The sequence below is a fragment of the Pseudarthrobacter sp. SSS035 genome (genome assembly GCF_023273875.1).
Lineage (GTDB): Bacteria > Actinomycetota > Actinomycetes > Actinomycetales > Micrococcaceae > Arthrobacter.
Window position 1 is genome coordinate 3200908 of the sequence record NZ_CP096882.1, and the last position, 26653, is coordinate 3227560.

The 26653-nt window shown below is 65.8% G+C and carries 24 protein-coding genes; 15 read left to right on the forward strand and 9 right to left on the reverse strand.

Annotated features, from left to right (window positions below):
* Window positions 1-234: 234 nt before the first annotated feature.
* The 3 genes from MUN23_RS14765 to MUN23_RS14775 all read right to left on the reverse strand — a co-directional run bounded on the left by MUN23_RS14765 (window position 235) and on the right by MUN23_RS14775 (window position 3780).
* Window positions 235-1470 carry a hypothetical protein gene (locus MUN23_RS14765; protein WP_248759387.1) on the reverse strand — a complete coding sequence of 412 codons (1236 nt, stop codon included), beginning with the start codon at window positions 1468-1470 and terminating at the stop codon, window positions 235-237.
* A gap of 216 nt (window positions 1471-1686) precedes the next feature.
* The gene (locus tag MUN23_RS14770; protein ID WP_248759388.1) at window positions 1687-2805 is read right to left on the reverse strand and encodes a hypothetical protein; all 1119 of its coding nucleotides are present in this window, start codon (window positions 2803-2805) and stop codon (window positions 1687-1689) included.
* 162 nt (window positions 2806-2967) lie between these two features.
* Window positions 2968-3780, reverse strand: a complete 813-nt coding sequence (locus MUN23_RS14775; protein ID WP_248759390.1) for a hypothetical protein — start codon at window positions 3778-3780, stop codon at window positions 2968-2970.
* 115 nt (window positions 3781-3895) lie between these two features.
* On the opposite strand from MUN23_RS14775, the gene MUN23_RS14780 reads away from it, so the two are divergent.
* From MUN23_RS14780 to MUN23_RS14840, 13 genes are all read left to right on the forward strand, one after another.
* Window positions 3896-5350, forward strand: a complete 1455-nt coding sequence (locus MUN23_RS14780) for an FAD-dependent oxidoreductase (RefSeq protein WP_248759391.1) — start codon at window positions 3896-3898, stop codon at window positions 5348-5350.
* An 81-nt stretch (window positions 5351-5431) separates the two neighbouring features.
* Complete coding sequence (locus MUN23_RS14785; RefSeq protein WP_248759392.1) at window positions 5432-6820, forward strand: helix-turn-helix domain-containing protein; 1389 nt, start codon at window positions 5432-5434, stop codon at window positions 6818-6820.
* A 124-nt stretch (window positions 6821-6944) separates the two neighbouring features.
* Complete coding sequence (locus tag MUN23_RS14790; protein WP_248759394.1) at window positions 6945-8468, forward strand: aldehyde dehydrogenase family protein; 1524 nt, start codon at window positions 6945-6947, stop codon at window positions 8466-8468.
* 125 nt (window positions 8469-8593) lie between these two features.
* Window positions 8594-9616 carry an alcohol dehydrogenase AdhP gene (gene adhP, locus MUN23_RS14795; RefSeq protein WP_175417318.1) on the forward strand — a complete coding sequence of 341 codons (1023 nt, stop codon included), beginning with the start codon at window positions 8594-8596 and terminating at the stop codon, window positions 9614-9616.
* Window positions 9616-10023, forward strand: a complete 408-nt coding sequence (locus tag MUN23_RS14800) for a DUF779 domain-containing protein (protein ID WP_248759396.1) — start codon at window positions 9616-9618, stop codon at window positions 10021-10023. Before adhP ends, MUN23_RS14800 begins: the two co-directional genes overlap by 1 nt.
* Before the next feature lie 183 nt (window positions 10024-10206).
* Window positions 10207-11721 carry an amino acid permease gene (locus MUN23_RS14805; RefSeq protein WP_248759398.1) on the forward strand — a complete coding sequence of 505 codons (1515 nt, stop codon included), beginning with the start codon at window positions 10207-10209 and terminating at the stop codon, window positions 11719-11721.
* Between the two features lie 173 nt (window positions 11722-11894).
* Window positions 11895-13268 carry an MFS transporter gene (locus MUN23_RS14810; RefSeq protein ID WP_248759400.1) on the forward strand — a complete coding sequence of 458 codons (1374 nt, stop codon included), beginning with the start codon at window positions 11895-11897 and terminating at the stop codon, window positions 13266-13268.
* Complete coding sequence (locus MUN23_RS14815) at window positions 13268-14245, forward strand: C-terminal binding protein (protein ID WP_248759401.1); 978 nt, start codon at window positions 13268-13270, stop codon at window positions 14243-14245. The genes MUN23_RS14810 and MUN23_RS14815 overlap by 1 nt, the downstream gene beginning before the upstream one ends.
* The gene (locus MUN23_RS14820; protein WP_248759402.1) at window positions 14242-15309 is read left to right on the forward strand and encodes a zinc-binding dehydrogenase; all 1068 of its coding nucleotides are present in this window, start codon (window positions 14242-14244) and stop codon (window positions 15307-15309) included. Before MUN23_RS14815 ends, MUN23_RS14820 begins: the two co-directional genes overlap by 4 nt.
* Entirely contained in the window at window positions 15306-16076 is a 771-nt protein-coding gene (locus tag MUN23_RS14825; protein ID WP_248759406.1) for an SDR family oxidoreductase, read from the forward strand. The genes MUN23_RS14820 and MUN23_RS14825 overlap by 4 nt, the downstream gene beginning before the upstream one ends.
* Window positions 16073-16738 carry a bifunctional 4-hydroxy-2-oxoglutarate aldolase/2-dehydro-3-deoxy-phosphogluconate aldolase gene (locus MUN23_RS14830; RefSeq protein WP_248759408.1) on the forward strand — a complete coding sequence of 222 codons (666 nt, stop codon included), beginning with the start codon at window positions 16073-16075 and terminating at the stop codon, window positions 16736-16738. The genes MUN23_RS14825 and MUN23_RS14830 overlap by 4 nt, the downstream gene beginning before the upstream one ends.
* A complete protein-coding gene (locus MUN23_RS14835; protein ID WP_248759410.1) occupies window positions 16735-17685 on the forward strand; it encodes a sugar kinase in 951 nt (316 codons plus the stop codon). The genes MUN23_RS14830 and MUN23_RS14835 overlap by 4 nt, the downstream gene beginning before the upstream one ends.
* 535 nt (window positions 17686-18220) lie before the next feature.
* Window positions 18221-18949, forward strand: a complete 729-nt coding sequence (locus MUN23_RS14840) for a hypothetical protein (protein WP_371875918.1) — start codon at window positions 18221-18223, stop codon at window positions 18947-18949.
* Between the two features lie 186 nt (window positions 18950-19135).
* Here the strand turns inward: MUN23_RS14840 and MUN23_RS14845 are convergent, their stop codons facing one another.
* The 5 genes from MUN23_RS14845 to MUN23_RS14865 all read right to left on the reverse strand — a co-directional run bounded on the left by MUN23_RS14845 (window position 19136) and on the right by MUN23_RS14865 (window position 23566).
* Window positions 19136-19909 (reverse strand): IclR family transcriptional regulator, encoded by a 774-nt coding sequence (locus MUN23_RS14845; RefSeq protein WP_248759414.1) that lies wholly within the window; start codon window positions 19907-19909, stop codon window positions 19136-19138.
* 53 nt (window positions 19910-19962) lie between these two features.
* Window positions 19963-20598, reverse strand: a complete 636-nt coding sequence (locus MUN23_RS14850) for a DUF2461 domain-containing protein (protein ID WP_248759416.1) — start codon at window positions 20596-20598, stop codon at window positions 19963-19965.
* Window positions 20599-20751: 153 nt separating this feature from the next.
* Entirely contained in the window at window positions 20752-22239 is a 1488-nt protein-coding gene (locus MUN23_RS14855; RefSeq protein WP_248759425.1) for a catalase, read from the reverse strand.
* A gap of 7 nt (window positions 22240-22246) precedes the next feature.
* Window positions 22247-22729, reverse strand: a complete 483-nt coding sequence (locus MUN23_RS14860) for a Fur family transcriptional regulator (protein ID WP_248759427.1) — start codon at window positions 22727-22729, stop codon at window positions 22247-22249.
* Window positions 22730-22759: 30 nt separating this feature from the next.
* Window positions 22760-23566, reverse strand: coding sequence for a hypothetical protein (locus MUN23_RS14865; RefSeq protein WP_248759429.1), 807 nt, complete (start codon window positions 23564-23566; stop codon window positions 22760-22762).
* Window positions 23567-23644: 78 nt separating this feature from the next.
* On the opposite strand from MUN23_RS14865, the gene MUN23_RS14870 reads away from it, so the two are divergent.
* Window positions 23645-24916 (forward strand): MFS transporter, encoded by a 1272-nt coding sequence (locus MUN23_RS14870; protein ID WP_248759431.1) that lies wholly within the window; start codon window positions 23645-23647, stop codon window positions 24914-24916.
* Window positions 24917-24979: 63 nt separating this feature from the next.
* Window positions 24980-25846 (forward strand): zinc metalloprotease HtpX, encoded by an 867-nt coding sequence (gene htpX / locus MUN23_RS14875; RefSeq protein WP_058931627.1) that lies wholly within the window; start codon window positions 24980-24982, stop codon window positions 25844-25846.
* Window positions 25847-25987: 141 nt separating this feature from the next.
* Here htpX and MUN23_RS14880 read toward each other — a convergent pair whose 3' ends face one another.
* Complete coding sequence (locus MUN23_RS14880) at window positions 25988-26479, reverse strand: YajQ family cyclic di-GMP-binding protein (RefSeq protein ID WP_248759432.1); 492 nt, start codon at window positions 26477-26479, stop codon at window positions 25988-25990.
* Window positions 26480-26653 lie beyond the last annotated feature (174 nt).

Consider the following 26653-nt stretch of genomic DNA (forward strand, 5'->3'; position numbering starts at 1 on the left):
TCTTTCTTTTCAATATTCCGGGTCGGTCATCAAACCTGCGGGCCGATTGTTCAGACCTGTCAGTGGAAGGTCCAGCCGGGTGGCAGCGGAAGCTGCTGGACTATTATTTCCCTAAACCGTCCCGGATCCTCTGTGGCCTGACTAAGGAGGGATTTCCGGGAGGTGAACAAAAGGAATTGGCGTTGAAAGCGAAATTGCCCGGACCCCAGCGGGATCCGGGCAATTCCTGGTGAATCAGGCGCGGGTGGCCTTGCGGCGCCGGGAAATGTAGATCCCGCCGCCTACACCCATGAGGGTCAGTCCGCCAATGACCATGGCGGCCAGCCCCGCAGTGCTGGCCGGGTTGGCCGCGGCAGCGCCGAACCAGTTGGTGTCAGCGAGGAACGGAGCGTTGGATCCGGCGGTCACGGTCAGGCCGGTGACCTCGAACGTTGCGCCGGCTGCACCCTTGAGGATCAGGGTGTGCGTTCCGGCCGGCAGGCCTGCGGGAACGGTGAAGGCGTAGCTGACGGAACCGTCGGGGTTTGCCACAGCGGTTTCGGCCAGGACAACCGGCTCGGAGTGGATCTCACCGGAGACCGTCTCACCGGCCACGAAAGTGCCGGCGGGGGCAGTGACCATGTGCTTCTGGCCTTCGACGAGTTCCTGACCGGCGGTCAGCGGCTGGACGCCTGAACCGCTGGTCGCCCGGCCCTTGCCGGTGGCCGGCAGATTTGCCGTTTCCGTTGCGCTCGCCGACGGCGTGGCCGACGGGGTCTCCGTGGCGGTCGGCGTCGGGGTGGCCGTTTCCGTCTCGGTGGGCGTGGCGCTGGGTGACGGCGTTGAGGTCTCCGTGGCAGTCGGCGTGGCGGTCGCCGTCGGGGTGGCCACCACCGGCTGGCTGATGGTCCAGTTCTTCGACGCGTCGGTGGTGAGCGTGGCCCACGACGCTACGGACTTGCCCGCGACCGGGTTGATCTTGGCGGTGGTGACGCTCTCGTTCGAGACGGTGCAGACGTAACCAATGCTGTACGTGTGGTTGGCCTGTACCACGGCTGTCATGTCAGCAATGGGTGCCTTGCTGCTGTTCACAAAACCGGATTCCAGCGTGTTGTCGTCAGCAATCGTGCCGTTGGCATTCAGGGACATCGCGTACTGGGGATCCTGCGTCAGGGGGTAGACCGTCTGCGCTTCCACGGTGCTGCTCAGCGCCGGCTGGATTTCCTGCCCGGGCTCGGAGATAAAGATCAGCGCGCCCTCGAGGATGTTGCCGGTGGTGGGGCAGACCATGTCGCTGTGCAGCTTCAGCACGGACAGGCTCAGGGCGCTCCAGTTGCCGCTGGTCGGGTTGGCCGTGACGGTTCCTGCCGAGCCAGCCGGGAGGGCCGCGTTGGCAACAGCGATTCCACCGCCCAGCAGGAGGGCGGTTCCGGCAACGGCGGCCGTGGCGTTCAGGCCCCAGCGGGATTTCATTGTCGTGGCGTTAGCCATAATCATTTCTTCTTTCTCAGGTAAACGTGTCTACTGCTGCGGTGTTGACCGGCGCCGGGAAATTAAATCCACCGGCCAACCAGCGAAAATCGCTGCGAAGAATTACCGATCAGTCTGGGTCATCAGTCGAATTCTGCGCGCGTGGCAAAGTAAAGCAGGCCGGTACTGAAAGTAAATTCTTTATGAACGGAATTCAGGACCCGGCCGGAGGAATTGTTAGTTGGTGTAACCCGACTTCTTGCCCATCGTCCAGTCGCCCACGTAGGAGAGCGTCTTGAAACCGAACTTGTTGATGATGACCTTGCTGCCAATCGTCTTCAGGTTGGTGGTCACGGCGTTGCTCAGGACCAGGCTGTAGATGAGCTTGCTGGTCTGGGTGGAGCTGGCGACCACGTTGTAGGTGTCGCGTGCGAAGGTGCCCTTGCCGCTGGCGGGAGCCACGGCAGCGTTGCCGTAGAGGTCGCCGGGGGCCAGGGCCGGAGCCGTGGTGGCCGGGTCAATGGCCTTGAGTCCATCGATGTTCGCCAGCACCTGACCGTCAGCGGTGGTGTTGTTCATGGCGCCGTTCTTCTGGGCGATCCACTGTGCGGCGGAGAAGGGGATGATGTCGCCGTCATTGATGAGGGCTGCGCCTGAGTTTTCGGGGTAGTTCTGCTCGACGTTGGGGATGCAGGTGGTGTTCGGGGTGACGCCAATGGCCTTCAGGAAGAAAGCGCGGGTGCCCGAAGCGGCCTGGGGCAGCTTGGGCGTGAAGGTCATGGTTCCGATGACGGGCTTTCCGGTGGTGCCGTCAATGGTGACGCCGTCGCCCGCCGTGCAGCTGAAGATGTTGGCGATCTGCTGGGTGGTCAGGTTCAGCGCCGTGTTCGTGGAGTCCTTGACGGCCACGGTCACTGCGTCGCGTGCGAACGGCAGGAACGTCAGGTCGGTGCCCGTCACGCTGGGTGAGGAAGAGGACCGGGCGATGTCGACGTCGTTCCTTTTCAGCGTGAAGGTGTTGTTGGCCGAGTCCTTGTAAACATGGTTCAGCGGGTTCAGGCTGGCGCTCAGGGCCTTGACGCCGGCACCGGAACCGTTGGGACGCGTAAACGCGGTGACGCCGGTCTTGGTCACGATCGTCGCCGGCGTGCCGAAGGCGTCGTAGGAGGCCACTGTCCTGATGGGGCCCGCGTTGGTCAGGGCGTTCCAGACATCCTGGATGGTGTCGGAACCAACGGCCGCAAGCGGGCGGTCCGGCGTCGTGGGCTCCGCAGACGCGCTGGCTGAGCTGATCAGGCCGAGTGCCAAGGCGGTCACGCAGATAGCGCCGACAGCCTGGAAGGACTTCAATTTCATGTCAAGATTCCCCATCTTAGGTACCGAGTGGATTAGCTGGTGCAGGTGGGCCACGGCGCAGTGCGGGCACTGCCGCTGCGGTCTGCGGCTGCCGGAGTAGTCAGGACAGTGCCTGCCGCTATGAGTCTGCGGCGGCGCTGCCCGGCATTTCGAATTGCTTGGCTAAGAAGAACCTGCGATCAGGTGAACGTTTGGTGAAAGCGCCGGCAAAGGGGCTTCGGGCAGCCGTTCCACGCCGGGAGCTCCCGCACGCAGGAGCTCGGGCGGGAACTCAACCGGAAGATGCCGGTGTCCGTGGCGGATCACTGTTTCCAGCAGGCGTGCGCCGCCGAGCAGGTCCAGTGCCGCCAGGGCGCTGCGGTCCCGGTCCCGGATGGTGGGGTACCAGGCGCTGGCCATCAACACGGGGCGTCCGCGCAGGCTGACGTACCACCCGTAGTCCCGGGCCTGCTGGTTCTGGACGAAGGTAATGGTTAGGTCCTGGGCGGCCTTCTGAGCGGCCGTCGCATTCGCGGCCGCCACCGCATAGCTCGGGAAGAGGCCAACCCCCCGGCCGAGTTCCCGGTGGTTGCCCGAGATCAGGCGCCAGACGACCAGTGGCTGGTTGAAGTGATCCATCCGGCGCACCAGTTGGTGGATGGCCGGCAGGCGGACTGCCTGTGCCAGGACTTCGGTTGGCTGTTCAACGGGATTGGTCAACCGTTGCCGCACGTTAAGTGGTGGCAGCGCGGAAACATGGCCGTGCTGAACGCCAGCGCTGAAGACGGCGAGTTCGCGCTCCTTCCAGCGGGTCGCCGCAGGAAGGGCCTGACTGACAAGAGAGGTGAAGGAAATGCGTTCATTGGAAATGATGGCTCCCCAGGGATCCTGTGACTGGACGCCGCCCATGCGGTCGTGATAAGGCTCAAGCCGGATGGTTGCCAGCCGGGGTGGCACAGGTAAAGGAAGAGTGACGGGCAGCTGAACGTCTGGCATCGCACGATGCCGCGTCCGGCGGTGGGCACATTTAGAATGGGACATTGTGCGCAACTGCACTGTGCACTGCACTAAGCGCCTCCGGCGCGAAATCCTCCTTCCAGAAGGGCTCCCGGTGTCCAACCCAGGCGAAACCACCTCCAAGCGTCCACTCCGCGTTGCCATTGTGGGTGCGGGACCGGCAGGTGTTTACGCGGCGGATATCCTGACCAAGTCCAACGGCGTCAAGGACGGCGATTTTGAGGTCAGTATCGACCTTTTTGAGGCCTACCCCGCCCCGTACGGCCTGATCCGCTACGGCGTGGCCCCTGACCACCCGCGCATCAAGGGGATCGTGAACGCGCTGCACAAGGTCCTGGACCGCGGCGACATCCGCTTCCTGGGCAACGTCACGTACGGCCGCGATCTCACCCTCCATGACTTCCGGGCCTTCTACGACGCCGTGATCTTCTCCACCGGCGCCATCAAGGACGCGAACCTGGCCATCCCTGGCATTGATCTCGGCGGTTCGTTCGGCGGCGCCGACTTTGTGTCCTGGTACGACGGCCACCCGGACGTGCCCCGCGACTGGCCGCTGGATGCCAAGGAAATCGCCGTGATCGGCAACGGCAACGTGGCGCTGGACGTGGCCCGGATGCTGGTCAAGCACCCCGATGAACTCCTCACCACCGAGATCCCGGACAACGTCTACCAGGGCCTGAAGAACTCCCCGGTCACGGACGTCCACGTCTTCGGCCGCCGCGGCCCGGCACAGGTCAAGTTCACGCCGCTGGAACTGCGCGAGCTGAGCCACATGAAGGACGTGGACATTGTCCTGTACCCGGAGGACTTCGAGTTCGACGAAGCCTCCGATGACGCCATCCGCAGCAACAACCAGATCAAAACCATGGTGAACACGCTGACCAACTGGCTCGTGGAGGAGCACGCCGAAGCGGAAGAGCCGTCCTCCCGCCGCCTGCACCTGCACTTTCTGCACAGCCCGGTGGAGATCTACCAGGACCCCGACGACGGCGGCTCCGGCCGGGTGGCCGGCATCAAGTTTGAGCGCATGGAGCTGGACGGCACCGGCAACGTCAAGGGCACCGGCGAGTTTGTGGACTACCCCGTCCAGGCCGTGTACCGCGCCATCGGCTACCACGGTTCGCCCCTGGACGAGCTGGAATACAACGCCAAACGCGGAGTGATTCCCAACGAGGGCGGTCGCGTCCTCGGCGCCGACGGCACTCCCGTCCCCGGAATCTACGCCACCGGCTGGATCAAGCGCGGCCCGGTCGGACTGATCGGACACACCAAGGGCGACGCCCTGGAGACCATCGGCTTCCTGCTCGAGGACCGGCTCACCCTGCCACCCGCCCAGAACCCTGACCCGCAGGCCATCATCAACCTCCTGCAGGAGCGCGGCATCGAGTTCACCACCTGGGAGGGCTGGATCAAGCTGGACGCGCACGAAGCAGCCCTCGGCGCCGCGTGGACAGAAGGCGAGGTCGGCGCCGACGGAACCGCCGCCGTCGTGCGTGAACGCATCAAAGTAGTCCCGCGCGAGGAAATGATCAGCATCTCCCGCGCCTGACCCAGCGTCACCCACGCAAGTGGGGCTGGCTGGAGGGTTCGCGCCGGCGGCCAGTAGACTTGCAGGACCGATGGGAGTTCGATGAGGAACCTGATCCTGCCGCCGACGTCCGGCGGCGAAGCTACTGCGCTGGCACAGCGGCATGCCCTGGCCGCCCATGAGCAACTCGATGCCCATGCGTTTCCAGACGCGCCGGAACTGCCCGGCCTGCGGCGGCTGATCCGGGAATCCTGGCAGCGGTCCGCCCGGTTGAAAGCCAATCCTGACAACCCCGAAGCGCCCCTTGCCCTGGACACTGACGAGCTCGAGGAATACCGGCGGCAGCACCCCCTGGCCAGCATCATGCCCGTGATCCACAAACTCCTGGTCCAGCCCAGCCACGACAGCGGCCTGCTCGTTGCCGTGGGTGATGAAGTGGGCCGGCTGCTCTGGGTGGAAGGCGATCCGGCCCTGCAGCGCCGTGCCGAAGGCATGATGTTCGTGCCGGGCGCCGACTGGTCAGAGGCCACCGTGGGCACCAGCGCTCCCGGCACTGCCCTGGCCCTGGGCCGCGGCATCCAGATTTCCGGGGCCGAGCATTACCAGCGGTCCGTGCACGCGTGGAGCTGCACCGCCGTCCCGTTCCACGACCCGGATTCCGGTGCGCTGCTGGGCGTTGTGGACATCACGGGCAAAGCCAGCGCGGTGGCGCCCCACACGCTGTCGCTCGTCGAGGCGACCGTCGCTGCCGCCCAGGCGCAGCTCCGTGTTGAGCGGCTTCAGCTGGCGGCGACCCTTGCCAGCCGGCCGGCCCGACGGCGGAACGCCAGTTCGGCGGCCAGGTCGGATTCGGCGCGGGCCGGGGGAGCCGGCGGCGCGAAGGAAGGTAGCCTGTACCGCAACAGCCTGCAGCTTCTGGGCCGTGACCAGGCGTTGCTCAGCATCGAAGGCAAAACGGTGGCGCTGTCCGCCCGGCACAGTGAAATCCTCGCCCTGCTCAGCACCCACCCGGACGGGCTGAGCGCCGAGGAGCTCAGTGTCCTGCTCTACCCGGGCGACGGCCCCACCATGACGCTCCGCGCGGAAATGGTCCGGCTGCGCAAGATACTCCAGCAGCTCAACCCGGCCGCCGTCCCCGAATCCCGGCCATACAAACTCACCATGAACCTGGTCCCGGACAGCGGGCAGGTGCTGAACTGCCTGCAGCGCGGCGCCCACCGCATCGCCCTGGAAATCTACCGCGGCGCGGTGCTGCCGCGCTCCGAAGCGCCGGGCATCATCGACCTCCGCGACAGGGTCTCCTCGCTCATGCGCGAAGCGGTCCTGACGGACGGCAGCGCCGAGACGCTGCTCAAGTACGCGGCCCTGCCGGAGGCGAAGGACGACGTCGACGTCCGGACCGTCGCCCTGAAGCTGCTGCCGGCGCGCTCGCCCAAGCGGGCCGCCGTCGTCGCCGATCTTGAGCGGCTGGAAGCGGAACTGAGCGCCTAGCCGCCGGGACGTGATCCCGCTCACAGCGGCGCAACCTGACTGCAACCTTCACCCTCCTACGCTGAAACCAACGGCGGCCGCCATCATCAGGCGCCACCTTTCATGCACAGCAAAGGAGCTAGCAATGACTGTTTACGCACAGCCCGGTACCGAGGGTTCGAAGGTCACGTTCAAGGACCGCTACGAGAACTGGATCGGCGGCGAGTGGGTTGCCCCCGTCAAGGGCCAGTACTTCGAGAACATCACACCCGTCACCGGCAAGGTCTTCTGCGAAGTGGCCCGCGGCACCGCGGAAGACATCGAGCTGGCCCTGGACGCCGCCCACAAGATCGCACCTTCCTGGGGCAAGACCTCCGTCGCCGAGCGCGCCGCCATCCTGAACAAGATCGCCGACCGCATCGACGAAAACCTTGAAATGCTGGCCGTCGCCGAATCCTGGGACAACGGCAAGCCCATCCGCGAAACCCTGAACGCGGACATTCCGCTCGCTGCGGACCACTTCCGCTACTTTGCCTCGGCCGTCCGCGCCCAGGAAGGCCGGCTGTCCCAGCTCGACGACGACACCACCGCCTACCACTACCACGAGCCGCTCGGCGTCGTGGGCCAGATCATCCCGTGGAACTTCCCCATCCTGATGGCCGTCTGGAAGCTTGCCCCGGCCCTCGCCGCCGGCAACGCCGTGGTCCTCAAGCCAGCCGAGCAGACGCCGTCGTCCATCCTTGTGTTGATGGAGCTTATCGGCGACCTCCTGCCGGCAGGTGTCCTCAATGTGGTCAACGGCTTCGGCGTCGAGGCCGGCAAGCCGCTCGCCTCCAGCCCGCGGATCCGTAAGATCGCCTTCACCGGCGAAACCTCCACGGGACGCCTGATCAGCCAGTACGCCAGCCAGAACCTGATTCCGGTCACCCTGGAGCTCGGCGGCAAGAGCCCGAACATCTTCTTCAACGACGTCGCGGACACCAACGACGCGTTCTACGACAAGGCGCAGGAGGGCTTTACGCTCTTCGCCTTCAACCAGGGTGAAGTCTGCACGTGCCCGTCCCGCGCCCTGGTCCAGGAGGACATCTACGATTCCTTCATGGCCGACGCCGTTGCCCGGGTGGAGAAAATCATCCAGGGCAACCCGCTGGACACCGACACCCAGCTTGGCGCCCAGGCCTCCAATGACCAGCTGGAAAAGATCCTCTCCTACATCGACATCGGCAAGCAGGAGGGCGCCAAGGTGCTCACCGGCGGCGCCCGGGCCGACATGCCCGGAGACCTGGCGGGCGGATACTACGTCCAGCCGACCATCTTCGAAGGCCACAACAAGATGCGGATCTTCCAGGAGGAAATCTTCGGCCCGGTTGTTTCCGTGACCCGCTTCAGCGACTACAACGACGCGATGGGCATCGCCAACGACACCCTCTACGGCCTCGGCGCCGGCGTCTGGTCGCGTAACGGCAACGTGGCCTACCGTGCCGGCCGCGAGATCCAGGCCGGCCGCGTCTGGGTCAACAACTACCACGCCTACCCGGCTGGTGCCGCGTTCGGCGGCTACAAGTCCTCAGGCATCGGACGTGAAAACCACTCCATGATGCTGGACCACTACCAGCAGACCAAGAACCTCCTGGTCAGCTACAACGAGAACAAGCTCGGCTTCTTCTAAGCCCTTAGCCCGGGCGGGGACGGATCAGCACTGGTCCGTCCCCGCCTGCACCGTCCTGGCCACCCCTCAGGAAGGCAGCACCACCTCCACCGCACGAACGCTTTATCTACGCAAGGATTTCGCCAATGACGACGACAATGCAAGCAGCAGTAGTAACCGAATTCGGCAAGGATCTTCAGATCCAGACCCTCCCCATTCCCACGCCGGGCCGGGGTGAGGCGCTGGTCAAGGTCATCACCACCGGCGTCTGCCACACGGACCTCCACGCGGCTGAGGGCGACTGGCCGGTCAAGCCGACTCCGCCGTTCATCCCCGGCCACGAAGGCGTAGGCGAAGTGGTTGCCCTGGGCGAAGGTGTCACTGACCTGGCCGTCGGCGACCTCGTCGGCAACGCCTGGCTCTGGTCCGCCTGCGGCGACTGCCAGTACTGCCGCACCGGCTGGGAGACACTCTGCGAAGCACAGAAGAACGCCGGCTACAGTGTGGACGGCTCCTTCGGGGAGTACATGCTCGTGGACACGCGCTTTGCCGCCCGCATCCCGGCGGGCTCGGACCCCGTAGAAGTCGCCCCGGTGCTTTGCGCCGGCGTCACGGTCTACAAAGGCCTGAAGATGACCGAAGCCAGGCCCGGACAGTGGGTCACCATTTCCGGCATCGGCGGACTCGGGCACATTGCCGTCCAGTACGCGGTTGCCATGGGACTGCGGGTTGCTGCCGTGGACATCGCGGACGACAAACTCGCCCTGGCCAAGAAGCACGGCGCCGAGCTCACCGTCAACGCGCTGCACGAGGATCCCGTCGAAGTCATCCAACGCGAAACCGGAGGTTGCCATGGAGTCCTGGTCACCGCAGTACACCCGTCTGCTTTTGGCCAGGCGATCGGCATGGCCCGCAGGGGCGGGACGATTGTGTTCAACGGCCTGCCGCCGGGCGACTTCCCGGCACCGATCTTCGAGATTGTGCTCAAGGGCTTGACCGTCCGGGGCTCGATCGTGGGGACACGGCAGGACCTGGAGGAAGCCCTCGAATTCTACGCCGAGGGCAAGATCCACCCCACGGTCTCCACCCGGGAACTCTCCGAGGTCAACGCCGTTCTTGACGAGATGAAACACGCCAAGATCGACGGCCGCGTCGTTATCAAGTACTGATGATGGAGGCGAGGCTTGACGCGGCGGTGACGCTGCCCGGGGAGGACATCTCCCGCGTGGCTCTCACCGCCGAGGCCCTGGGACTGCTCAGGAAGTTGTGGGGGCAGCACGGGCCCCTGATGTTCCACCAGTCCGGCGGCTGCTGCGACGGGTCCTCGCCTATGTGTTATCCGGCCGGGGAGTTCATCACCGCGGAAGCGGACGTCCTCCTGGGGCTGTTCGACATCGCCGAAGGCCTGAAGCCGCAGCCCCTTGAGTTCTGGATGTCCAAGGAGCAGTTCAACTACTGGAGCCACACCCATCTGACCGTGGACGTGGTCCAGGGCCGGGGGAGCGGGTTCTCGGTTGAGTCGCCGGAAGGCAAGCGGTTCCTGATCCGGTCAAAGCTGATGGACTGGCCCGGCTAGGCACCCGAACCACCAGCGCGAACGGACACTTGAGGCCCTCCCGGCGAGGGCCCCAAGTGTCCGTTCGCGCTTAACCGGGGCGGGCGGAAAGTCTCACCATGCGGGACGGGTGTGAACGTCCAGTGGGTGGACGAGTATCGTTGATGGGTCTGTTTCCAACACAAATCAGGATTGTGGAACCTTATGAACCTTCTCCGGACCAAATCCATCGAGCAGTCCATCGCCGACGCCGATGAACCCGGACGCAAGCTCAAGCGGTCGCTCAGCAGCTGGGACCTGATGATCATGGGTGTCGCCGTCGCTGTCGGCGCCGGCATCTTCTCGGTCGGCGCCAAGGCTGCGGCCAACTTCTCCGGCCCCGCCGTGACGTTGTCCTTCGCCATTGCCGCCGTTACGTGTGCCCTGGCCATCATGTGCTACGCCGAGTTTGCCACCGCCATTCCGGTCGCCGGGTCGGCCTACGTCTTTACGTACGCCACCATGGGCGAACTGCTGGCGTGGATCATCGGCTGGAACCTGATCCTGGAACTGTTCACCGCCGCGGCCGTGATCGCCAAGTACTGGGGCATCTACCTCAGCAAGGTGTTTGCGCTGATGGGGGCCGACGTGCCGCCGGCGCTGTCGCTCGGCGGTGTGGACCTCTACTGGGGCGCGTTCCTGATCGTTGCCGTCTTTACCGTGCTCCTGGTGCTGGGCACCAAGCTCTCCGCCCGCGTGGGCAACATCTTCACCCTGATCAAAATCGCCGTGGTGCTGTTCGTGATCGTGGTGGGCTTCACCTACGTGAAGTTCGAGAACTACACGCCGTTCGTGCCTGCCGCGGAACCCACCGCCGGCGGCGCCGCGGACGTCATGAAGCAGTCATTCTTCGGCTTCCTCACCGGCGCCGCGCCTGCCCAGTACGGCACCCTGGGGATCTTCGCCGGCGCGGCCCTGGTGTTCTTCGCCTTCATCGGCTTTGACGTCGTGGCCACGTCCGCGGAGGAAGTCAAGAACCCGCAGAAGACCCTGCCGCGCGGCATCTTCGGCGGCCTGGCCGTGGTGACACTGCTCTATATCCTGGTGTCCCTCGCGCTCACCGGCATGGTGTCCTACACGGACCTCGCGGCAGCAGAAACGCCCACCCTCACCACCGCGTTCGAGGCCGTCGGCAACACGACCGCGGCCAAGGTCATCGCCTTCGGCTCCCTGATCGGCCTCACCACCGTCATCATGGTGCTGCTGATGGGACTGTCCCGCGTGGTGCTGGCCATGAGCCGCGACGGACTGCTGCCCCGCTCACTGTCCAAGACCAGCGAAAAACGTTCGACGCCGGTCCGCCTCCAGATCATCTGCGGCGCCGCCGTAGCCCTTGTGGCCGGCCTGACCAACGTGGACCTGCTGGAAGAAATGATCAACATCGGCACGCTGTCGGCGTTTGTGGTGGTGAGCCTGGGCATCCTGGTGCTGCGCAAGAAGCGCCCGGACCTGAAGCCGTCCTTCCGCGTCCCGTTCGGCAAGGTCCTCCCGGTGGTTTCGGCCGTCCTGTGCCTGTACCTGATGACGAACCTCGCCGTGGAGACGTGGATCTTCTTCGCCGGCTGGCTGGTCATCGGCGTCGTGATCTACTTCGCCTACGGCCAGCGGCACTCCCGCCTGAACGAAAAGTTCGCCGAAGCCAAGTCCGCCGTGGAGGCCAAGGAGCCCGCGCTCTCCTAGGCCTGCAAACAAGACAGAGGCACCCGTCCACCCCTTTGGTGGCCGGGTGCCTCTGCCGTTTAAGCCGCCTTTTGTGATCTGGCCGATAAGACCTATATAGTCGTGCTTGAAGTTTTCGGGATAGCGTCCCGATAATCGGAATGTGCTTCGGCACCAAAGAGAAATGGTGAACTGTGGCTGAGAACGATGTTGTTCGCAGTAAGTCGGCGGTCCTGGACCCCCAAGGCAATGAGGCAGCAAACGGAAGCGCGGACAGGGGGCCCGTCCGCAGGGCCGCCTGGGCCGGCCTGATCGGCACCGCGCTCGAACAGTACGACTTTGTGATCTACGGAACCGCATCGGCGATCATCTTCAACAAGATCTTCTTCCCGAACATCGACCCCGCCATCGGCATCATCGCCGCCTTCGGTGCCTACGCCGTCGGCTTCGGGGCACGCCCCCTCGGTGGCCTCTTCTTCTCCAAGTACGGTGACCGGCTGGGACGCAAGTGGGTGCTGGTTGCCACGCTCTTCCTGATGGGCATCGCCACATTTGCCATCGGCCTGCTGCCCACCTACGAGCAGGCGGGCATCTGGGCCCCGGTGCTGCTGGTTGCCTGCCGCTTCCTCCAGGGATTCGGCGCCGGCGCTGAACAGGCCGGCGGCGTGGTCCTGGTGGCGGAAACTGCGCCCAAGGGCAGCCGCGGACGCTATGCCTCGCTCGTCTTCGTTGGTGCCGCCGCCGGCACCGCGATGGGCGCCGTTGTCTGGATCCTGGTGCAGATGATGCCCCGCGAAGCCCTGGAAGCCTATGGCTGGCGGCTTGTGTTCTTCTCGTCGATCTTCGTCACCATCGCCGCCTACGTGATCCGCCGCAAGCTGAAGGAATCACCGGTCTTTGAGGAAAAGAAGGAAGAGATCGCCGGCGTCATCCGCGCCACCCCCGTGGCCGACGTCGTCAAGAACGGCCGGGCGGGCCTGTTCCGGGTCTTCTTCATGAACGTGGGCGCCAACGCGCACTCGTACATCTTCCAGGTCTTCCTGGGCTCCTACCTGATCACGCAGCTCAAGATTGACGCGACCTTCATTCCCAAGGTCCTGCTTGTCGGTGCGCTCTTCGCCTGCGTCTCGGCCTACGCCTTCGGCACCCTGTCCGACCGCTTCGGCCGCCGCCGGATGTACCTCATCATCACGGCATTCCTGTTTGTCTTCCCCGTTCCGGCCTTCCTGCTGCTGAACACCGGAAACCTGTTCCTGATCTCGCTCGTGATCGTGCTCGGCTTCATCTTCGCCGCGCAGGGCTCCGTGGGCGTCCAGGCAGCGTACTTCCCCGAACTGTTCGGGTCCCGCTACCGCTACGCCGGCGTCGCCCTTGGCCGGGAGTTCTCCTCCGTCTTCGGCGGCGGCATCGCCCCGCTCATCTGCTCGGCGCTGGTCACCGCGTTCAGCGGCTCCTGGATCCCCGTTGCCCTCTACATGATGGCCATGATGGGCATCAGCCTGGTCACCACCATCAAAGCCCCCGAAACCGTCGATCGTGACCTGCTCACAGAAGAGGACGCCAAGTAATGCCAGCCACGCCCGCCCGCATCGTCATCACCGACTGCGACCACGACTCCATCGCCATCGAGCAGGCCGTTGCCGACGCCGCCGGTGTGGAACTGGTCCTTGCCCAGTGCCGGACCGAAGAGGACGTTATTGCCGCCGCTGCCGGTGCCGACGCCATCGTGGTCCAGTACGCCCCCATCACGGACCGCGTCCTCGCGGCCCTGCCGCAGCTGAAGGCGATCGGCCGGTACGGCGTGGGCGTGGACACGCTCGACGTCGACGCAGCCACCTCGCGCGGCGTTGCCGTCTGCAATGTGCCGGACTACGGCACCGAGGATGTCAGCGACCACGCCATTGCCCTGGCCGTCAGCCTGGCCCGCGGAATCACCCGGCTGGACCGCGGCCTGCGGCGCGGGGAACACTCGCTGCTCCCGGTCCAGCCACTGCACCGGATGTCCACCAGGGTGTTCGGCGTGGTGGGCTTGGGCCTGATCGGTGCGGCCACCGCCCGCAAGGCCAAGGGGCTGGGCTACACGGTGATCGGATCTGACCCGCTCGCTGAAATCGGTACGACGACGGCGGAGGGAGTCGCCGTCGTCGGGTTTGAGGAAGTGATTTCCCGGGCAGACGTGGTGTCCCTCCACGTTCCGCTCAACTCCCATACACACCACCTGATCAACGCCGGCGTGCTCGCGCAGATGAAACGCGGCGCAGTGCTGGTCAACACCTGCCGCGGGGGAGTGGTGGACACCGCTGCAGTTGCCGACGCCTTGGCCAGCGGCCAGCTCTACGGCGCCGGGCTGGACGTCTTCGAAGAGGAACCCCTGGCTCTGACCAGCCCGCTGATCGGCTGCGAAAACGCCGTGCTGACACCGCACGCTGCCTGGTACAGCGAGGAATCCTATGCGGAACTGAAGCGCCGCACCCTCGAAAACGTCCTCGAGGTATGCGCCGGACGCATGCCGCGCAACGTGATGAACGCAGGGGTGCTGGTATGAGCGCAGCACTCCTGAACAGCACCATGCGCGCCGCCGTATGGACGGCGCCGGACACGATTGAACCGCGGCAGTTGCCCGTGCCTGAAATCCCCGCCGGCTGGGCCCTGATCCGGACGGAAATGACCGGACTGTGCGGCTCCGATTTTTCCATCCTGCACGGAACGCACCCCCGCGCCGAAGCTCCCCTGGTCATGGGCCATGAGATCACCGGCATCGTGGAGGTCGCGGCGGAGACCGGTCCGGCAGCGGGCACCCGGGTCACCGTGGAGCCCCTCATCCACTGCGGCGAATGCCACCCGTGCAGCGGCGGGGACACCCACGTCTGCCGGGCGCTGAAACTGTACGGGATCGACGTCGCCGGCTCCCTCGCCGAATACGTGGCCCTGCCTGCCTCCGCGCTCATCCCGGTCAGCAACGCCGTGCCCCTCCAGGAGGCCGCCCTCGCCGAACCCCTGGCCGTGGCCGTCCACGCGGTTTCCCGGGCCGGCCTGACCGGCGGCGAGCGGGTGGTGATCTTCGGCGCCGGGCCCATCGGCATCCTGACAGCCCTGGTGGCCCGCCACCACGGAGCCGGCAGCGTGCTCATTTCGGAGCCCTCCGAGGCCCGCCGCCAGGTGGCCGAAGAACTGGGATTCGCCACGGTGGCACCCGGGGACGACCCCATCCATGCCATCCTTGCCGCCACCGGCGGGGACGGCGCGGACATCGTCTTCGACTCCGCCGCCCACCCCTCGGTCGCGGCGATGCTGCCCAGGGCCGTCCGTGTCCGTGGCACCATCGTCCTGGTCGGCGTCTACAAAAAGCCCGTCGAAGTCGACCTCCAGGCCCTGACGTTCGCCGAGAACACCGTGGTGGGCGTCCGGGTCTACACCAGGGCCGCCGTGGAACGAGCAGTAGAACTCATCGAGAGCCGTGAGCTGGGGCTGGACCGCATTCCCACCCAGGTGTTCGCCCTGGAAGACACTCGTCAGGCCTTTGACCAGGCGATGGCGTCCGGACGCGTCCTCAAAGTCTTTGTCAGCCCAGCCGCGGCGCCCGCCGCGACAACCCAGGAAAGCTCATGAACCCCACAGCAGAGAAATCGCCGTTTGACCTCAGCGGCAAAACCGCAGCCGTGACCGGCGCCTCGCGCGGGATCGGCCTGGGTATCGCGCTCGGGCTGGTCAACGCTGGCGCCAGCGTTGTGGCACTCCAGCGCGGCCCCTTGGCCCCGGAACTGGCCGCCGCCGCGGACAAGGCGGGCGTCAGCGCCGACGCGGTCCACGTGGACCTGGCCAGCGAAGAATCCGTAGCAGCCGCCACAGCCGAAACCCTCGCGGGACACCGGATCGACATCCTGGTCAACAACGCCGGAACCCAGATCCGGCACGACGCGACCGAGTTCCCGCTGTCAGACTTCGACCGTGTGATGGCCATCAACACCCGTGCCGTGTTCCAGCTGTGCCAGGGCTTCGGCACCCCCATGGTGGAGCGGGGTGGCGGCAAGATCATCAACATGGCTTCCCTCCTGACGTTCCAGGGCGGCCTGCGCGTTCCGGCCTACGCGGCGTCAAAGGGCGCCGTGGCGCAGCTGACCAAGGCGTTGTGCAACGAATGGGCGGCCCGCGGCGTGAACGTCAATGCGGTTGCGCCGGGCTACATCGCCACTGACATGAACGAGGCGCTGCTGGCAGACGCCCAGCGCCATGAACAGATTTCCGTGCGGATCCCGGCGGCACGCTGGGGCACCGGCGGCGACCTCGCCGGCGCGGTGGTGTTCCTGGCCTCCCCGGCCGCGGACTACATCCACGGCGTTGTACTGCCGGTCGACGGCGGGTGGCTGGCCCGATGAGCGAGCTCCAGAGCCCTCCCGTTTCCGCCATCCTGCAGGAGAACCCTGTGGTGGCCGTCCTCCGTGCCCGGCATGCCCGGGAATATGCGCCGGTCATCGACGCCCTGGTCAAGGGCGGCGTCCGGTCCATCGAACTGACGCTCAGCACCGATGGTGTCTTCGACTTCCTGCCGGACATCAAACGGCAGTTCGGCGCCGACGCGGAAATCGGCGTCGGCACCGTCACCTCCGGTGACCAGGCCGCGCAGGCGCTCGACGGCGGCGCGGACTACCTGGTGACGCCCGCCATGGTGACGGATGTGATCCGCGCCGCGGTTGCGGCCGGCGTTCCGGTGTTCCCCGGAGGCCTGACGCCCACCGAACTGCTGACCGGCATGCAGGCGGGGGCAACGGCCGTGAAGCTGTTTCCCGCCTCCACCGTGGGCCCGGGCTACATCGGGCAGCTGCGCGGGCCCTTTCCGGACATGCGGGTCATTCCGTCCGGCGGCATCGGCATCGATGACGCCGCGGACTGGATCGCCGCAGGGGCGCTTGCCGTCAGCCTGGGCGGACCGCTGCTCCGTGATGCGTTCTCCGGCGGCGACCTCTCCGCCCTCACCGCCCGCGCCCGGCAGCTGAGCTCCGTGGTGGCGGACGCCGTCCGGGCGAGGGGTTCCCGGTGACCTTCACCGACGTCGTGACCCTCGGCGAAACGATGGGCCTAATGAAGGCCGAGACGCCCGGCCCGCTGGCCCAGGTGTCCTCGCTCAGCCTGGGCATGGGCGGCTCCGAGAGCAACTTTGCCATCGCGCTGCGGCGCCTGGGCACCTCGGTGACCTGGGTGGGACGCGTCGGCAACGACAGCCTTGGTGAACTCGTCCTGCGCGAGCTCGCCGCGGAGGGGATCGTGGTTGACCCGCTGCGGGACGAGTCGGCACCCACCGGCCTCATGATCAAAGAGCGGCGCACCATGGACCAGCTCAAGGTCTGGTACTACCGGGCCGGCAGCGCGGGCTCCCGGCTGTCCCGGGAGGACATCCCGGCCGAGCGGATTTCCAACGCCCGTCTGCTGCACCTCACGGGCATCACTCCCGCGCTGTCACCGGAGGCAGCCCGGGCGGCGCAATATGCGCTGGACGTTGCCCGTGAGGCAGGCGTCCTGGTCTCGTTCGACCTCAACTACCGCGCCGCGCTGTGGTCCGCCGACGACGCCCGCGACGTTTTCCGGAACTTCATTGCCCAGGCGGACATCGTGTTCGCCGGGGACGACGAAGCCGCCATCGCGGTGGGAAAGTCCGACGACTCCCTGGAGCTTGCCCGCCGGGTCGCGGCCCTCGGGCCAAGCCAGACGGTCATCAAGCGCGGTGCCGCCGGCTGTGCCGCGGTGATCGACGGAGTGGAATACGTGCAGGACGCCGTCCGCGTCAACGCCATCGACACCGTGGGGGCCGGCGATGCCTTTGTGGCCGGCTACATCTCGGACCTGCTGGCCGGCGCCTCGGTGCAGGAGCGTTTGCTGACCGCGGTCCGCACGGGAGCCTTTGCCTGCCTGGTCCCCGGCGACTGGGAAGGCATGCCGCGCCGGCACGAGCTGGCCATGCTGGACGCCACGGAACCGGTGGCACGCTGAGCCGGGGTTGACGGCAGCCGGGGCTAAGCCTAACCGGAACTGAAACCCGCAGCCTGTGTCACTTTCACAAGCCATCTGCACAACCCCGAAAACACGGGGAGCTTTGCGCAATCAGCTTCTGAAAGTGACAAACGATCCCACGAAAATCAAGGCATTCCTGTCGCCGTGGTCGCTCAGTCGGTGAGACGTCTCGTATCCCAGGGGTTACGACACGTAGGGTACCGCCGGATCTCTCGGGCTACTTAAACCCAGGGCGGTGAAAAGCTTCCCAAAATTCGGCGTTTCTTTAACACTGCTTCAGCGCGCTCCTGCCATATGGGAGGTTACTTGAGTCGAAACTGATCGCCGTACAACTCATCATTGTCACGGTTTCTGCGCCGGAGGAGACTTGAGGCGACGGCATCCCATCTCGAGCCGCCCGCGGGGCCACCTGGCTGCGGGGCCTCACAGTACCCTGTCGCGGCTTGGTGGATCGATGAGCTCCATGGCACCCCTAGGAAAGGCCGCTCAGCGGTCGCGTTATCTCTTGTCCCTTGTGGCTATCGCACTGATTGGATGTCTCGGCGGATGCGAGTATGAGTCCAATGATGTCTCGCTCCCGTCCGCCAGTTCGCCGACTACGGAGGCTCGCACGGTCCCACCGCTGCCGGACGGCGGCGACACCGGCAGGGTCCCACCACTGCCGGAGAATGGCGACATCGCCGCCGGCACATACCTCGTCCCCGCCACCGGCTTCACGGCGCTTTTCGAGATCACCGTCCCAGACGGCTGGTCGAGCACCGACGGCGAAGGTCTGGCCAAGGACGACCCGGATCACCCTGATGAATGGGGGGTCTTCGTGGGTTGGTGGCCCGCCAAATATGTGCCGACGGACGCATGCGCGTGGCAGGACGCGCTCGTCGAGGTCGGTCCGTCGCCTGAGGTCTTCGTTGACGCGATGACGGCGCAGACGTCAACGGCGAGCACTCCTCCCGTCGAGGTCATGTTGGGCGATTACTCCGGCTTCGAGTTCGACCACTCCGTCGAAGGCGACGTGGACATCGCAGCCTGCGACCGCGGCACGTTCTGCATCCACTCAGATCTCTCAAACGAATGCACACGCTGGTACTCGAGCGCCGCTGAGCGCGAAACCTACCGGGTGGTCGACTTCAACGGCCAGCGCGGTGTGATCTGGGTGGTCCAATTCCACGAATCGATCAATCCGGAGTTGACGAGCGAGGCACGCGCCGTCTTCGACTCGATAGTGTTTAGGTCCGGCAAGTGACCAGCTGATGCGATAGATGAGCCAGCCAGCGGGCGCCGACTCCTTCTCTGAACCCACCTGGGTGTCTCATAGCCTCAGTGTCTCGAAACGCTAGGGTTTTGAGACCCGCCCCAGACGCGAACAACCTCGCGGGCCGACCCATGACGAGTCGACCCGCGAGAAATGGCCTGGATCGCCGCGTGGGCGCTAGATCCAGGCCCTTTCAAATCCTGGCGGCAGGCAGCGGCTGAGCTCAGGCTGCACGTCCTGGAGCAGCGCCACGAGTAATTCAATCCGTTCCTGGGTCATGTGAACGCTGGGGGCTGAGATGGAGACAGCGGCCGCGACCCTGCCGAGGAGGTCCGGGATGGCGATGGCGACGCAGGTGATGCCGAGTTCGTTCTCCTGGTCATCCAGCGCGTAGCCGTCAGCCCTGGCCCCGTCCAGCACCGCCCGGAACGCGTCAACATCCTGGATGGAGCGGGGTGTGGCGATCGCCGCCGTATCGAAGGCGCGGACGGCCTCGTCATTTCCATACTGGGCTGCCAGCAGGGCCTTGCCCATCGCCGTGTTCTGCGCCCGCAACCGTGCCCCGGGGCGGGACGCCATTTCAATGCCGCGATGGCCGCGGGCCTTGGCCAGGTACAGGACATCGTCGCCGCTGAGGATGCCCAGGTGTGTGGTGTCCTGCGTGGTTTTGGCGATCCCGGCGAGGATGGTCTGCACGGTGTCGGGGAGGCTGATCTTAGCCTCCGCCTTGGTGCCGAGCTCCAGCAGTTTGATGCCCAGGTGGTAACTGTGGTCCGGCTGCTGGCTGAGATACCGGCCTGCCACGAGTGTGGTCAGCATGCGGTGGGTCGCCGAGCGGCTGAGACCCGAGGCCTGGGTGATGTCTTCGAGCCGGTGGGCGCCCGCAGCGACATGGTCGAGCAGGCTGAGTCCGCGCTCCAGCGTGCGGGCCCCTGCGGGATTAGCTTCCATGCCCCCAATTATCCCACGTATAGGGAGCAATCCCATCTACAGGAAGTACGGCATCACGGGGCCGCATGCCGGCCCACCCAGTCCACCAAGGGCCGCAGCTTGTCCCACAGCGCCTCGATTTCCTGCACGGCCGCCGGCGAATCCAGCCACTCCGGCTGGCCCAGTTCGATGCCGGCGGACAGCGACTTGTGCTTCAGCAGCTCCGCCCGGGGATGGTCCTTGTCGAAACCGCGCGGCACGGTTTTGAGTTTTTCGCCCTCCACGGCAAAGCCCGCGGCAGCCACGGTCTCCACGATGTGCCGCAGCGATTCGCCGGTCCCGGACGCATCCACGGAGTTCCGGAAGCGGGCCAGCTGGGCCGGCGAACTGGTGTGGCAGCCGCCGCCCACCAGCAGCCCCTCGGCGCTCACCTGGACGTAATACCCCACGCCTTCCTGGGACGACGCGAACGCTCCCTGGGCAGTCTTGTAGGGCGATTTGTCCGGGGAGAACCTGATGTCCCGGTTGGGACGGAAGATCTTGCCCGGGCCGAACCGCGGCTCCAGTTCGGCCAGCAGGGCCGTGACCGGATCCCGCACCAAGGTGTTGTAGTTGTCCTTGTGCTCCAGCCACCACTCCCGGTTGTTGTTGTGCTCAAGTTCGGCATAGAACGCGAATGCCCCTGCAGGGATGCCCTGGAATGTACTCATGCAGTGATCCTAGGGACCACCGGGCAGCCCGGCCAGAGCGGCAGGCTCGTATGTGGAAACAAGAGCTGTGTGGAACAAGAGCTATGTGGAAACAAGCCCGCCCCGCCACGGAAACCGTGACGGGGCGGACCTTGCACCACAGGGGCAGAGGAACTAGCCGATCTTGTTGGCAGCCTCGGCGTCGGAGTCAGCGGAGCCGGTGCCCAGGTTGGCGCGCAGCTTGGCGCCGAGTTCGGCGTCCACGTTGGTCCAGTACTGGATGGCGCGTTCCTTGATTTCGGCGTTCTTTACGCCGCCCACCGCACCGGTGATGGTGTCCAGCAGGCGGGCCTTGGCGCCGTCGTCGAACACCTCGCGGTACAGGGTGCCGGCCTGGCCGAAGTCGCCGTCCTCGGCGTGCAGGGAGTGTGCGGAGAGCGTGAGCTCGCCGTCGTTCTCCCAGCCGCCGGCCGGGGAGGCCGGCTCAACGGCTGCAGGGCCGTTGAAGGAGTTGGGGGCGTAAACCGGTACGGACGGGGCGTTGAAGTGGTACCGCCCGGCGCCGTCCTGGCTGTAGTTGTTGACTTGGTTCTTGGGCTGGTTCACCGGGATCTGCGCGTGGTTGGTGCCCACGCGGTAGCGGTGTGCGTCGGCGTAGGAGAAGATGCGGGCCTGCAGCATCTTGTCCGGGGAAGCGGCGATGCCCGGCACGAAGTTCGACGGCGCGAAGGTGGCCTGCTCGATCTGCGCGAAGTAGTTCTCCGGGTTCTTGTTCAGCTCCATGGTGCCCACGTGGATCAGCGGGTAGTCCGAGTGCGGCCACACCTTGGTGAGGTCGAACGGGTTGAAGCGGTAGCCCTTGGCGTCTTCGTACGGCATGACCTGGACGTGCAGTTCCCAGGACGGGAAGTTGCCCTCGGCGATGTTGTCCTGCAGGTCGCGGATGTAGAAGTCCGCGTCCGAGCCGGCCAGCTCTTCAGCCTGGTCACCGGAGATCGTCTTGACGCCCTGGTTGGACTTGAAGTGGTACTTGACCCAGAAGCGCTCGCCCGCGGCATTGATCCACTGGTAGGTGTGCGAGCCGTAGCCCTGCATTTCACGCCAGGAGGCCGGCAGGCCGCGGTCGCCCATGAGCCAGGTGACCTGGTGTGCGGATTCGGGGGACAGGGTCCAGAAGTCCCACTGCATGTCGGCGTCGCGCAGATGGGTGCCCGGGAGGCGCTTCTGGGAGTGGATGAAGTCCGGGAACTTGATGCCGTCGCGGATGAAGAAGACGGGGGTGTTGTTGCCCACGAGGTCGTAGTTGCCCTCGGAGGTGTAGAACTTGACGGCGAAACCGCGGGGGTCGCGCCAGGTGTCCGGGGAGCCGTTCTCGCCGGCGACGGAGGAGAAGCGGATCAGCATCTCGGTCTCAACGCCCGGCTGCAGGAACGCGGCCCTGGTGTACTTGGAGATGTCCGAGGTGGCCTTGAACGTACCGAACGCGCCGCCGCCCTTGGCGTGCACTACGCGCTCCGGCACGCGCTCGCGGTTGAACTGGGCGAGCTTTTCGATCAGGTAGTGGTCCGTGAGGATGATGGCGCCGTCGGCGCCGACGGACTGTGCGTGCGCGTCAGAGGTGACGGGCGCGCCGGACTGGGTTGTAGAGATGTTCGCAGTCATTTTTCTCCTATTTCTCGATTACTTGGGATGTTTTAGAAGGAAGTTTTTGGGATGCTTGGCAGTCCTGGCAGATGCCCTGGTACATCACGTCGGCGATCTGGATGGTCATCGGCTTGGAGTTCTCATCCCAGTGCGGGGTGAGGCAGGGGGCGTGCCCGACGGCGCATTCGACGTCCTCCACGCGGCCGCAGCTGATGCAGATGGCGTGGTGGTGGTTGTCACCGACGCGGGTCTCGTACAGGGCGGGGGAATGCGGTGGCTCGAAGCGGCGCAGCATGTGCAGATCGGTCAGGTCGCCGAGGACCACGTATACCGATTGCGCGGTCAGCTCCGGAAGTTCGGTGCGCGCGGCGGCCAGGATGCTCTCCGCAGGGGAGTGCGGATGATGTTCGACGGCGGTCAGCACGGCGAGCCGCTGCTTGGTCACCCGGCGGCCGTGGGCGCGCAGGGCGGCAGCCCATGCATCGTGGCCGCCAAAGTGTTCCGTCATGCCTCTATTGAAGCACTTATTATGAGTCGATCACAATAAGGCTTGGCTTACCTTCGGCAGATCCAGGAATTCCTGCATGGGGTTGCGGGATTCTCCTGCCGAGCGGCCCATGGCATGGACTTCCAGGCCGCCGGGTCCGGGCTCCGGCACAACGCAGCTCAGCCCGGTCACGCCGGGGCGGGTTGCCTGGCTCTCGACGGCGGCGGCCAGCGCCAGCAGGTGGCCGGGTGTCAGGCCGGGACCGCCCGACGCCGGCGGCAACGCCGGCGCGAGCACGGTGTGGTGCGCCCCGGCCTTGAACTGCGGGGCCCTGGACGTGATGTCGGGGTCCGGCTCCGCGAGATGGCAGTTCACGGCAGTGTCGCCGCCCGACACTGCCGTGAACTGCCATCTCGCGTCCCCCGGGCGCTCCAAAGCCAGCCGGTGCAGGGCGGTGCGGAGGCCGCCGTCGTACTCTTTGAGTTCTTCCGCTGCGGCCGGCACGCGGCGCTGAATGGGAAGGCGCAGCTGTTCGCCGGGTGTCACCGGCTCGGCGTCCCAGCGCCCGAAGACGTGGAACGTGGGCGTGGAGGATTCCGCTTCCGGTTCGCCGATGGCCGCTCCGATGGGGTGCCACTGGTGCGCAAACACCACGGTGCAGCGTCCGGCGCCCAGAACTTCGGCGAGGGCCTGCCGGGCAATGTTGTGGCAGTGGAGCCAGTCGGTGGCGGAGCGGAGATCGAACGCCATGGCCGGATTCGTGAGCCTGATTAGGAGATGGCCGGCGTTCAGGGCGGTCCGGGGCCGGGCAATCTCCCAGAAAGCCGAGGCAAAAAGCAGCCGCCTGGACACATGCATAAGCCGACTCCTTTCCCCCGCCTGAGGATACCAAGCGTGTGACAGAACAGGACACTGCTGCGCCATTAGGGTTGCAGGGTGGGGAAACTGCTGGCCGATATCACACCGCTCCGGGAGAGCCCGGCCTTCCGCCGGCTCTGGCTGGGTTCCGCCGTCTCGGCCGTGGGGAGCCAGCTCACGCTGGTGGCCGTGAGCCTGGAGGTGTACCGGCTCACGCAGGACAGTTTCTATGTGGGTCTGTTGGGTGTGTTTGCGCTGGTGCCGCTGGTGTTCGGCGGCCTGCTGGGCGGGTCCATCGCCGACTCCCACAACCGCCGCACGGTGGCGCTCCTGGCAACCTCCGTCCTGTGGCTGACCACCGGCCTGATCGCGCTGCAGTCCTGGCTGCAGCTGGGAAACGTCTGGATTCTCTACCTCCTGGTGGCGCTGCAAAGCGGTGCCCAGGCCATCAACCAGCCGGCCCGCAGTGCCATTATCCCCACGCTTATCCGCAAGGAACTGCTTCCCGCGGCCAACGCGCTCAGCATGATGTCGTTCGGGTTGGCGTTGACGGTGGGACCCCTGCTGGCGGGGGTGCTGGTGGCGTGGGTGGGCTTCGGCTGGACGTACACCATCGACTTCATCAGCTTCGCGTTTGTGCTCTGGGCCGTTTTCCGGCTGCCGTCCATGCCGCCGTCGGGAAGCGCCGGGCGGGCCGGGATCCGGTCCGTCGCCGAAGGGTTCCGGTTCCTGGGCACCCGGCCCAACCTGCGGATGACCTTCATCATCGACCTCGTCGCCATGATCCTGGCCCAGCCGCGCGCGCTGATGCCGGCCATCGGTGCGCTGATGATCGGCGGCGGCGAAGCCACGGTGGGCATCCTGCTGGCCTCCAGCGCGGTGGGCGCATTCCTGGCCGGCCTGTTCTCCGGGCCGCTCGGCCATGTCCGGTGGCAGGGGAGTGCCGTGGTCTGGTCGGTGATGGGCTGGGGCGCCTCGATTGCCGGTTTCGGTGTGGTGGTGCTCCTGGCAGGACGGACGGACGACGGCGGGGCCACAGTTTGGCTGGTCCCGGCGGCTTTGTGCTGCGCTCTGGCCGGAATCGTCGACTCCATCAGTGCCGTCTTCCGCAACACCATCCTGCAGGCCGCCGCGCCGGACCACCTGCGGGGACGGCTGCAGGGGGTCTTCATTGTGGTGGTGGCCGGTGGGCCGCGCGTGGGTGACCTGCTGGCAGGCGGCGGGACTAAGATTCTCAGTGAGGGCTGGGTCCTGCTTCTGGGCGGGGCTTTGTGCATCGCGGTGGCCTGGCTGGCGGCACAGCTGCAGCCGGGCTTCCGGCAGTACGATGCCCGCGACCCGGTGCCTTAGGGCCATGCCTTGTTGGGGCAACTTGTCGGGGCAACTTTGCCAGGGCGACGTGGAGGAGTGGACGTGCACAAGCATTACAACGGCCTGAAAACTGCGGCGCTCTTCGGCGTCCTGTGGGCGGTGCTCTTGGGCCTGGGCGGACTGATCGGGATCAATACCCGGAGTTCAGCGCCCATCTGGATCATGGCCCTGATCGGCGTGGCCACCACCGCGTACGGCTACTGGAACAGCGACAAGATCGCCATCCGTTCCATGCAGGCCTACCCCGTCACGGAGGCCCAGGCGCCACAGCTCTACCAGATTGTCCGGGAGCTCTCCGTCCGGGCCAACCAGCCGATGCCCCGCATTTACCTCTCACCCACCATGAACCCGAACGCGTTCGCCACGGGCCGGAATCCCAAAAACGCCGCCGTGTGCTGCACCGAAGGGATTCTGCAGCTGCTCGATGCCCGCGAACTGCGCGGGGTCCTGGGGCACGAGCTGATGCACGTGTACAACCGGGACATCCTGACGTCTTCGGTGGCGGCCGCGGTGGCCGGCGTCATCACGTCCGTGGGCCAGATGCTGCTGTTCTTCGGCGGCGACCGGCGCAACTCCAACCCGCTGGCCATGCTGGCGATGGCCCTTTTGGCACCGTTTGCCGCCTCGCTCATCCAGCTGGCCATCTCCCGGACCAGGGAGTACGACGCCGACGAGGACGGTTCGCAGCTCACTGGCGATCCGCTGGCGCTCGCCTCAGCCCTGCGCAAGATTGAGCAGGGAGTCCGGATCGCGCCGCTGCCGCAGGAGCAGAAGCTGGTCAACACCTCGCACCTCATGATCGCCAACCCGTTCCGGGGCGGGGCGATGACCAAACTGTTCGCCACGCACCCGCCGATGAAGGAGCGGATCGCCCGGCTGGAACGGATTGCCGGCCGGCCGCTGAACTGAGGCTGACTGGCCGACCCGGGTGCCGCCGTCGTACTTTCGCCCGGGACACGCAAAAACGCCGGCGCTGCCCGTATTCCGGTAGCGCCGGCGTCTTTTGTCAGCGGCAGAATTTTTGCGCCTCGAAAACGAGCGCTTGGTCCGCTAGCTGCGGAAGTTGACGAACTGCAGGTCCGCCTCGTCGAAGCCCTTCAGCAGCGTCATAACAGACTGCAGGTCATCGCGGGACTTGGAGGAGACGCGGAGTTCGTCGCCCTGGATCTGGGACTTGACGCCCTTGGGGCCTTCGTCGCGGATCAGCTTGTTGATCTTCTTGGCCAGGTCCTGCTCGATGCCTTCCTTGATGGAGGCCTCCAGACGGAATTCCTTGCCGGAGGGGTAAGGCTCGCCGGTGTCCAGGGACTTCAGGGAGATGCCGCGGCGGATCAGCTTGGACTGGAGGACGTCCAGCACGGCCAGCACACGTTCCTCCGAGTTCGCCTTCATCAGGATCTTCTCGCCGCTGAAGTCGACCTCGGCTCCGACGCCCTTGAAGTCGTAGCGCTGGACGAGTTCCTTCTGTGCCTGGTTCAGCGCGTTGGCCACTTCCTGCTTGTCCACTTTGCTTACGACGTCGAACGTTGACTCGCCTGCCATGATTCTCCTTGTGCCGGTGGTTGCCCTGACATTGGCTCTGCAGGGCGTGGATCTCTGCATTCCAGCCTAATACGGATCGCCCGCCTGTGGCGCTGGTGCGTGTGTGGCGCTGGCGTGGATTCGGCGCTGTTACTGATTCACAGTTCCCTCATAGCGAACGCACTGCGGGAACGA

What these genes read in the sequence shown, in the direction of transcription:
- MUN23_RS14765 (WP_248759387.1), bottom strand. Translation starts at nt 1,470, where the DNA reads ATGGCTAACGCCACGACAATGAAATCCCGCTGGGGCCTGAACGCCACG.
- MUN23_RS14770 (WP_248759388.1), bottom strand. Translation starts at nt 2,805, where the DNA reads ATGAAATTGAAGTCCTTCCAGGCTGTCGGCGCTATCTGCGTGACCGCC.
- MUN23_RS14775 (WP_248759390.1), bottom strand. Translation starts at nt 3,780, where the DNA reads ATGCCAGACGTTCAGCTGCCCGTCACTCTTCCTTTACCTGTGCCACCC.
- MUN23_RS14785 (WP_248759392.1), top strand. Translation starts at nt 5,432, where the DNA reads ATGAGGAACCTGATCCTGCCGCCGACGTCCGGCGGCGAAGCTACTGCG.
- MUN23_RS14790 (WP_248759394.1), top strand. Translation starts at nt 6,945, where the DNA reads ATGACTGTTTACGCACAGCCCGGTACCGAGGGTTCGAAGGTCACGTTC.
- adhP (WP_175417318.1), top strand. Translation starts at nt 8,594, where the DNA reads ATGACGACGACAATGCAAGCAGCAGTAGTAACCGAATTCGGCAAGGAT.
- MUN23_RS14800 (WP_248759396.1), top strand. Translation starts at nt 9,616, where the DNA reads ATGATGGAGGCGAGGCTTGACGCGGCGGTGACGCTGCCCGGGGAGGAC.
- MUN23_RS14805 (WP_248759398.1), top strand. Translation starts at nt 10,207, where the DNA reads ATGAACCTTCTCCGGACCAAATCCATCGAGCAGTCCATCGCCGACGCC.
- MUN23_RS14815 (WP_248759401.1), top strand. Translation starts at nt 13,268, where the DNA reads ATGCCAGCCACGCCCGCCCGCATCGTCATCACCGACTGCGACCACGAC.
- MUN23_RS14820 (WP_248759402.1), top strand. Translation starts at nt 14,242, where the DNA reads ATGAGCGCAGCACTCCTGAACAGCACCATGCGCGCCGCCGTATGGACG.
- MUN23_RS14825 (WP_248759406.1), top strand. Translation starts at nt 15,306, where the DNA reads ATGAACCCCACAGCAGAGAAATCGCCGTTTGACCTCAGCGGCAAAACC.
- MUN23_RS14830 (WP_248759408.1), top strand. Translation starts at nt 16,073, where the DNA reads ATGAGCGAGCTCCAGAGCCCTCCCGTTTCCGCCATCCTGCAGGAGAAC.
- MUN23_RS14845 (WP_248759414.1), bottom strand. Translation starts at nt 19,909, where the DNA reads ATGGAAGCTAATCCCGCAGGGGCCCGCACGCTGGAGCGCGGACTCAGC.
- MUN23_RS14850 (WP_248759416.1), bottom strand. Translation starts at nt 20,598, where the DNA reads ATGAGTACATTCCAGGGCATCCCTGCAGGGGCATTCGCGTTCTATGCC.
- MUN23_RS14855 (WP_248759425.1), bottom strand. Translation starts at nt 22,239, where the DNA reads ATGACTGCGAACATCTCTACAACCCAGTCCGGCGCGCCCGTCACCTCT.
- MUN23_RS14860 (WP_248759427.1), bottom strand. Translation starts at nt 22,729, where the DNA reads ATGACGGAACACTTTGGCGGCCACGATGCATGGGCTGCCGCCCTGCGC.
- MUN23_RS14865 (WP_248759429.1), bottom strand. Translation starts at nt 23,566, where the DNA reads ATGCATGTGTCCAGGCGGCTGCTTTTTGCCTCGGCTTTCTGGGAGATT.
- MUN23_RS14880 (WP_248759432.1), bottom strand. Translation starts at nt 26,479, where the DNA reads ATGGCAGGCGAGTCAACGTTCGACGTCGTAAGCAAAGTGGACAAGCAG.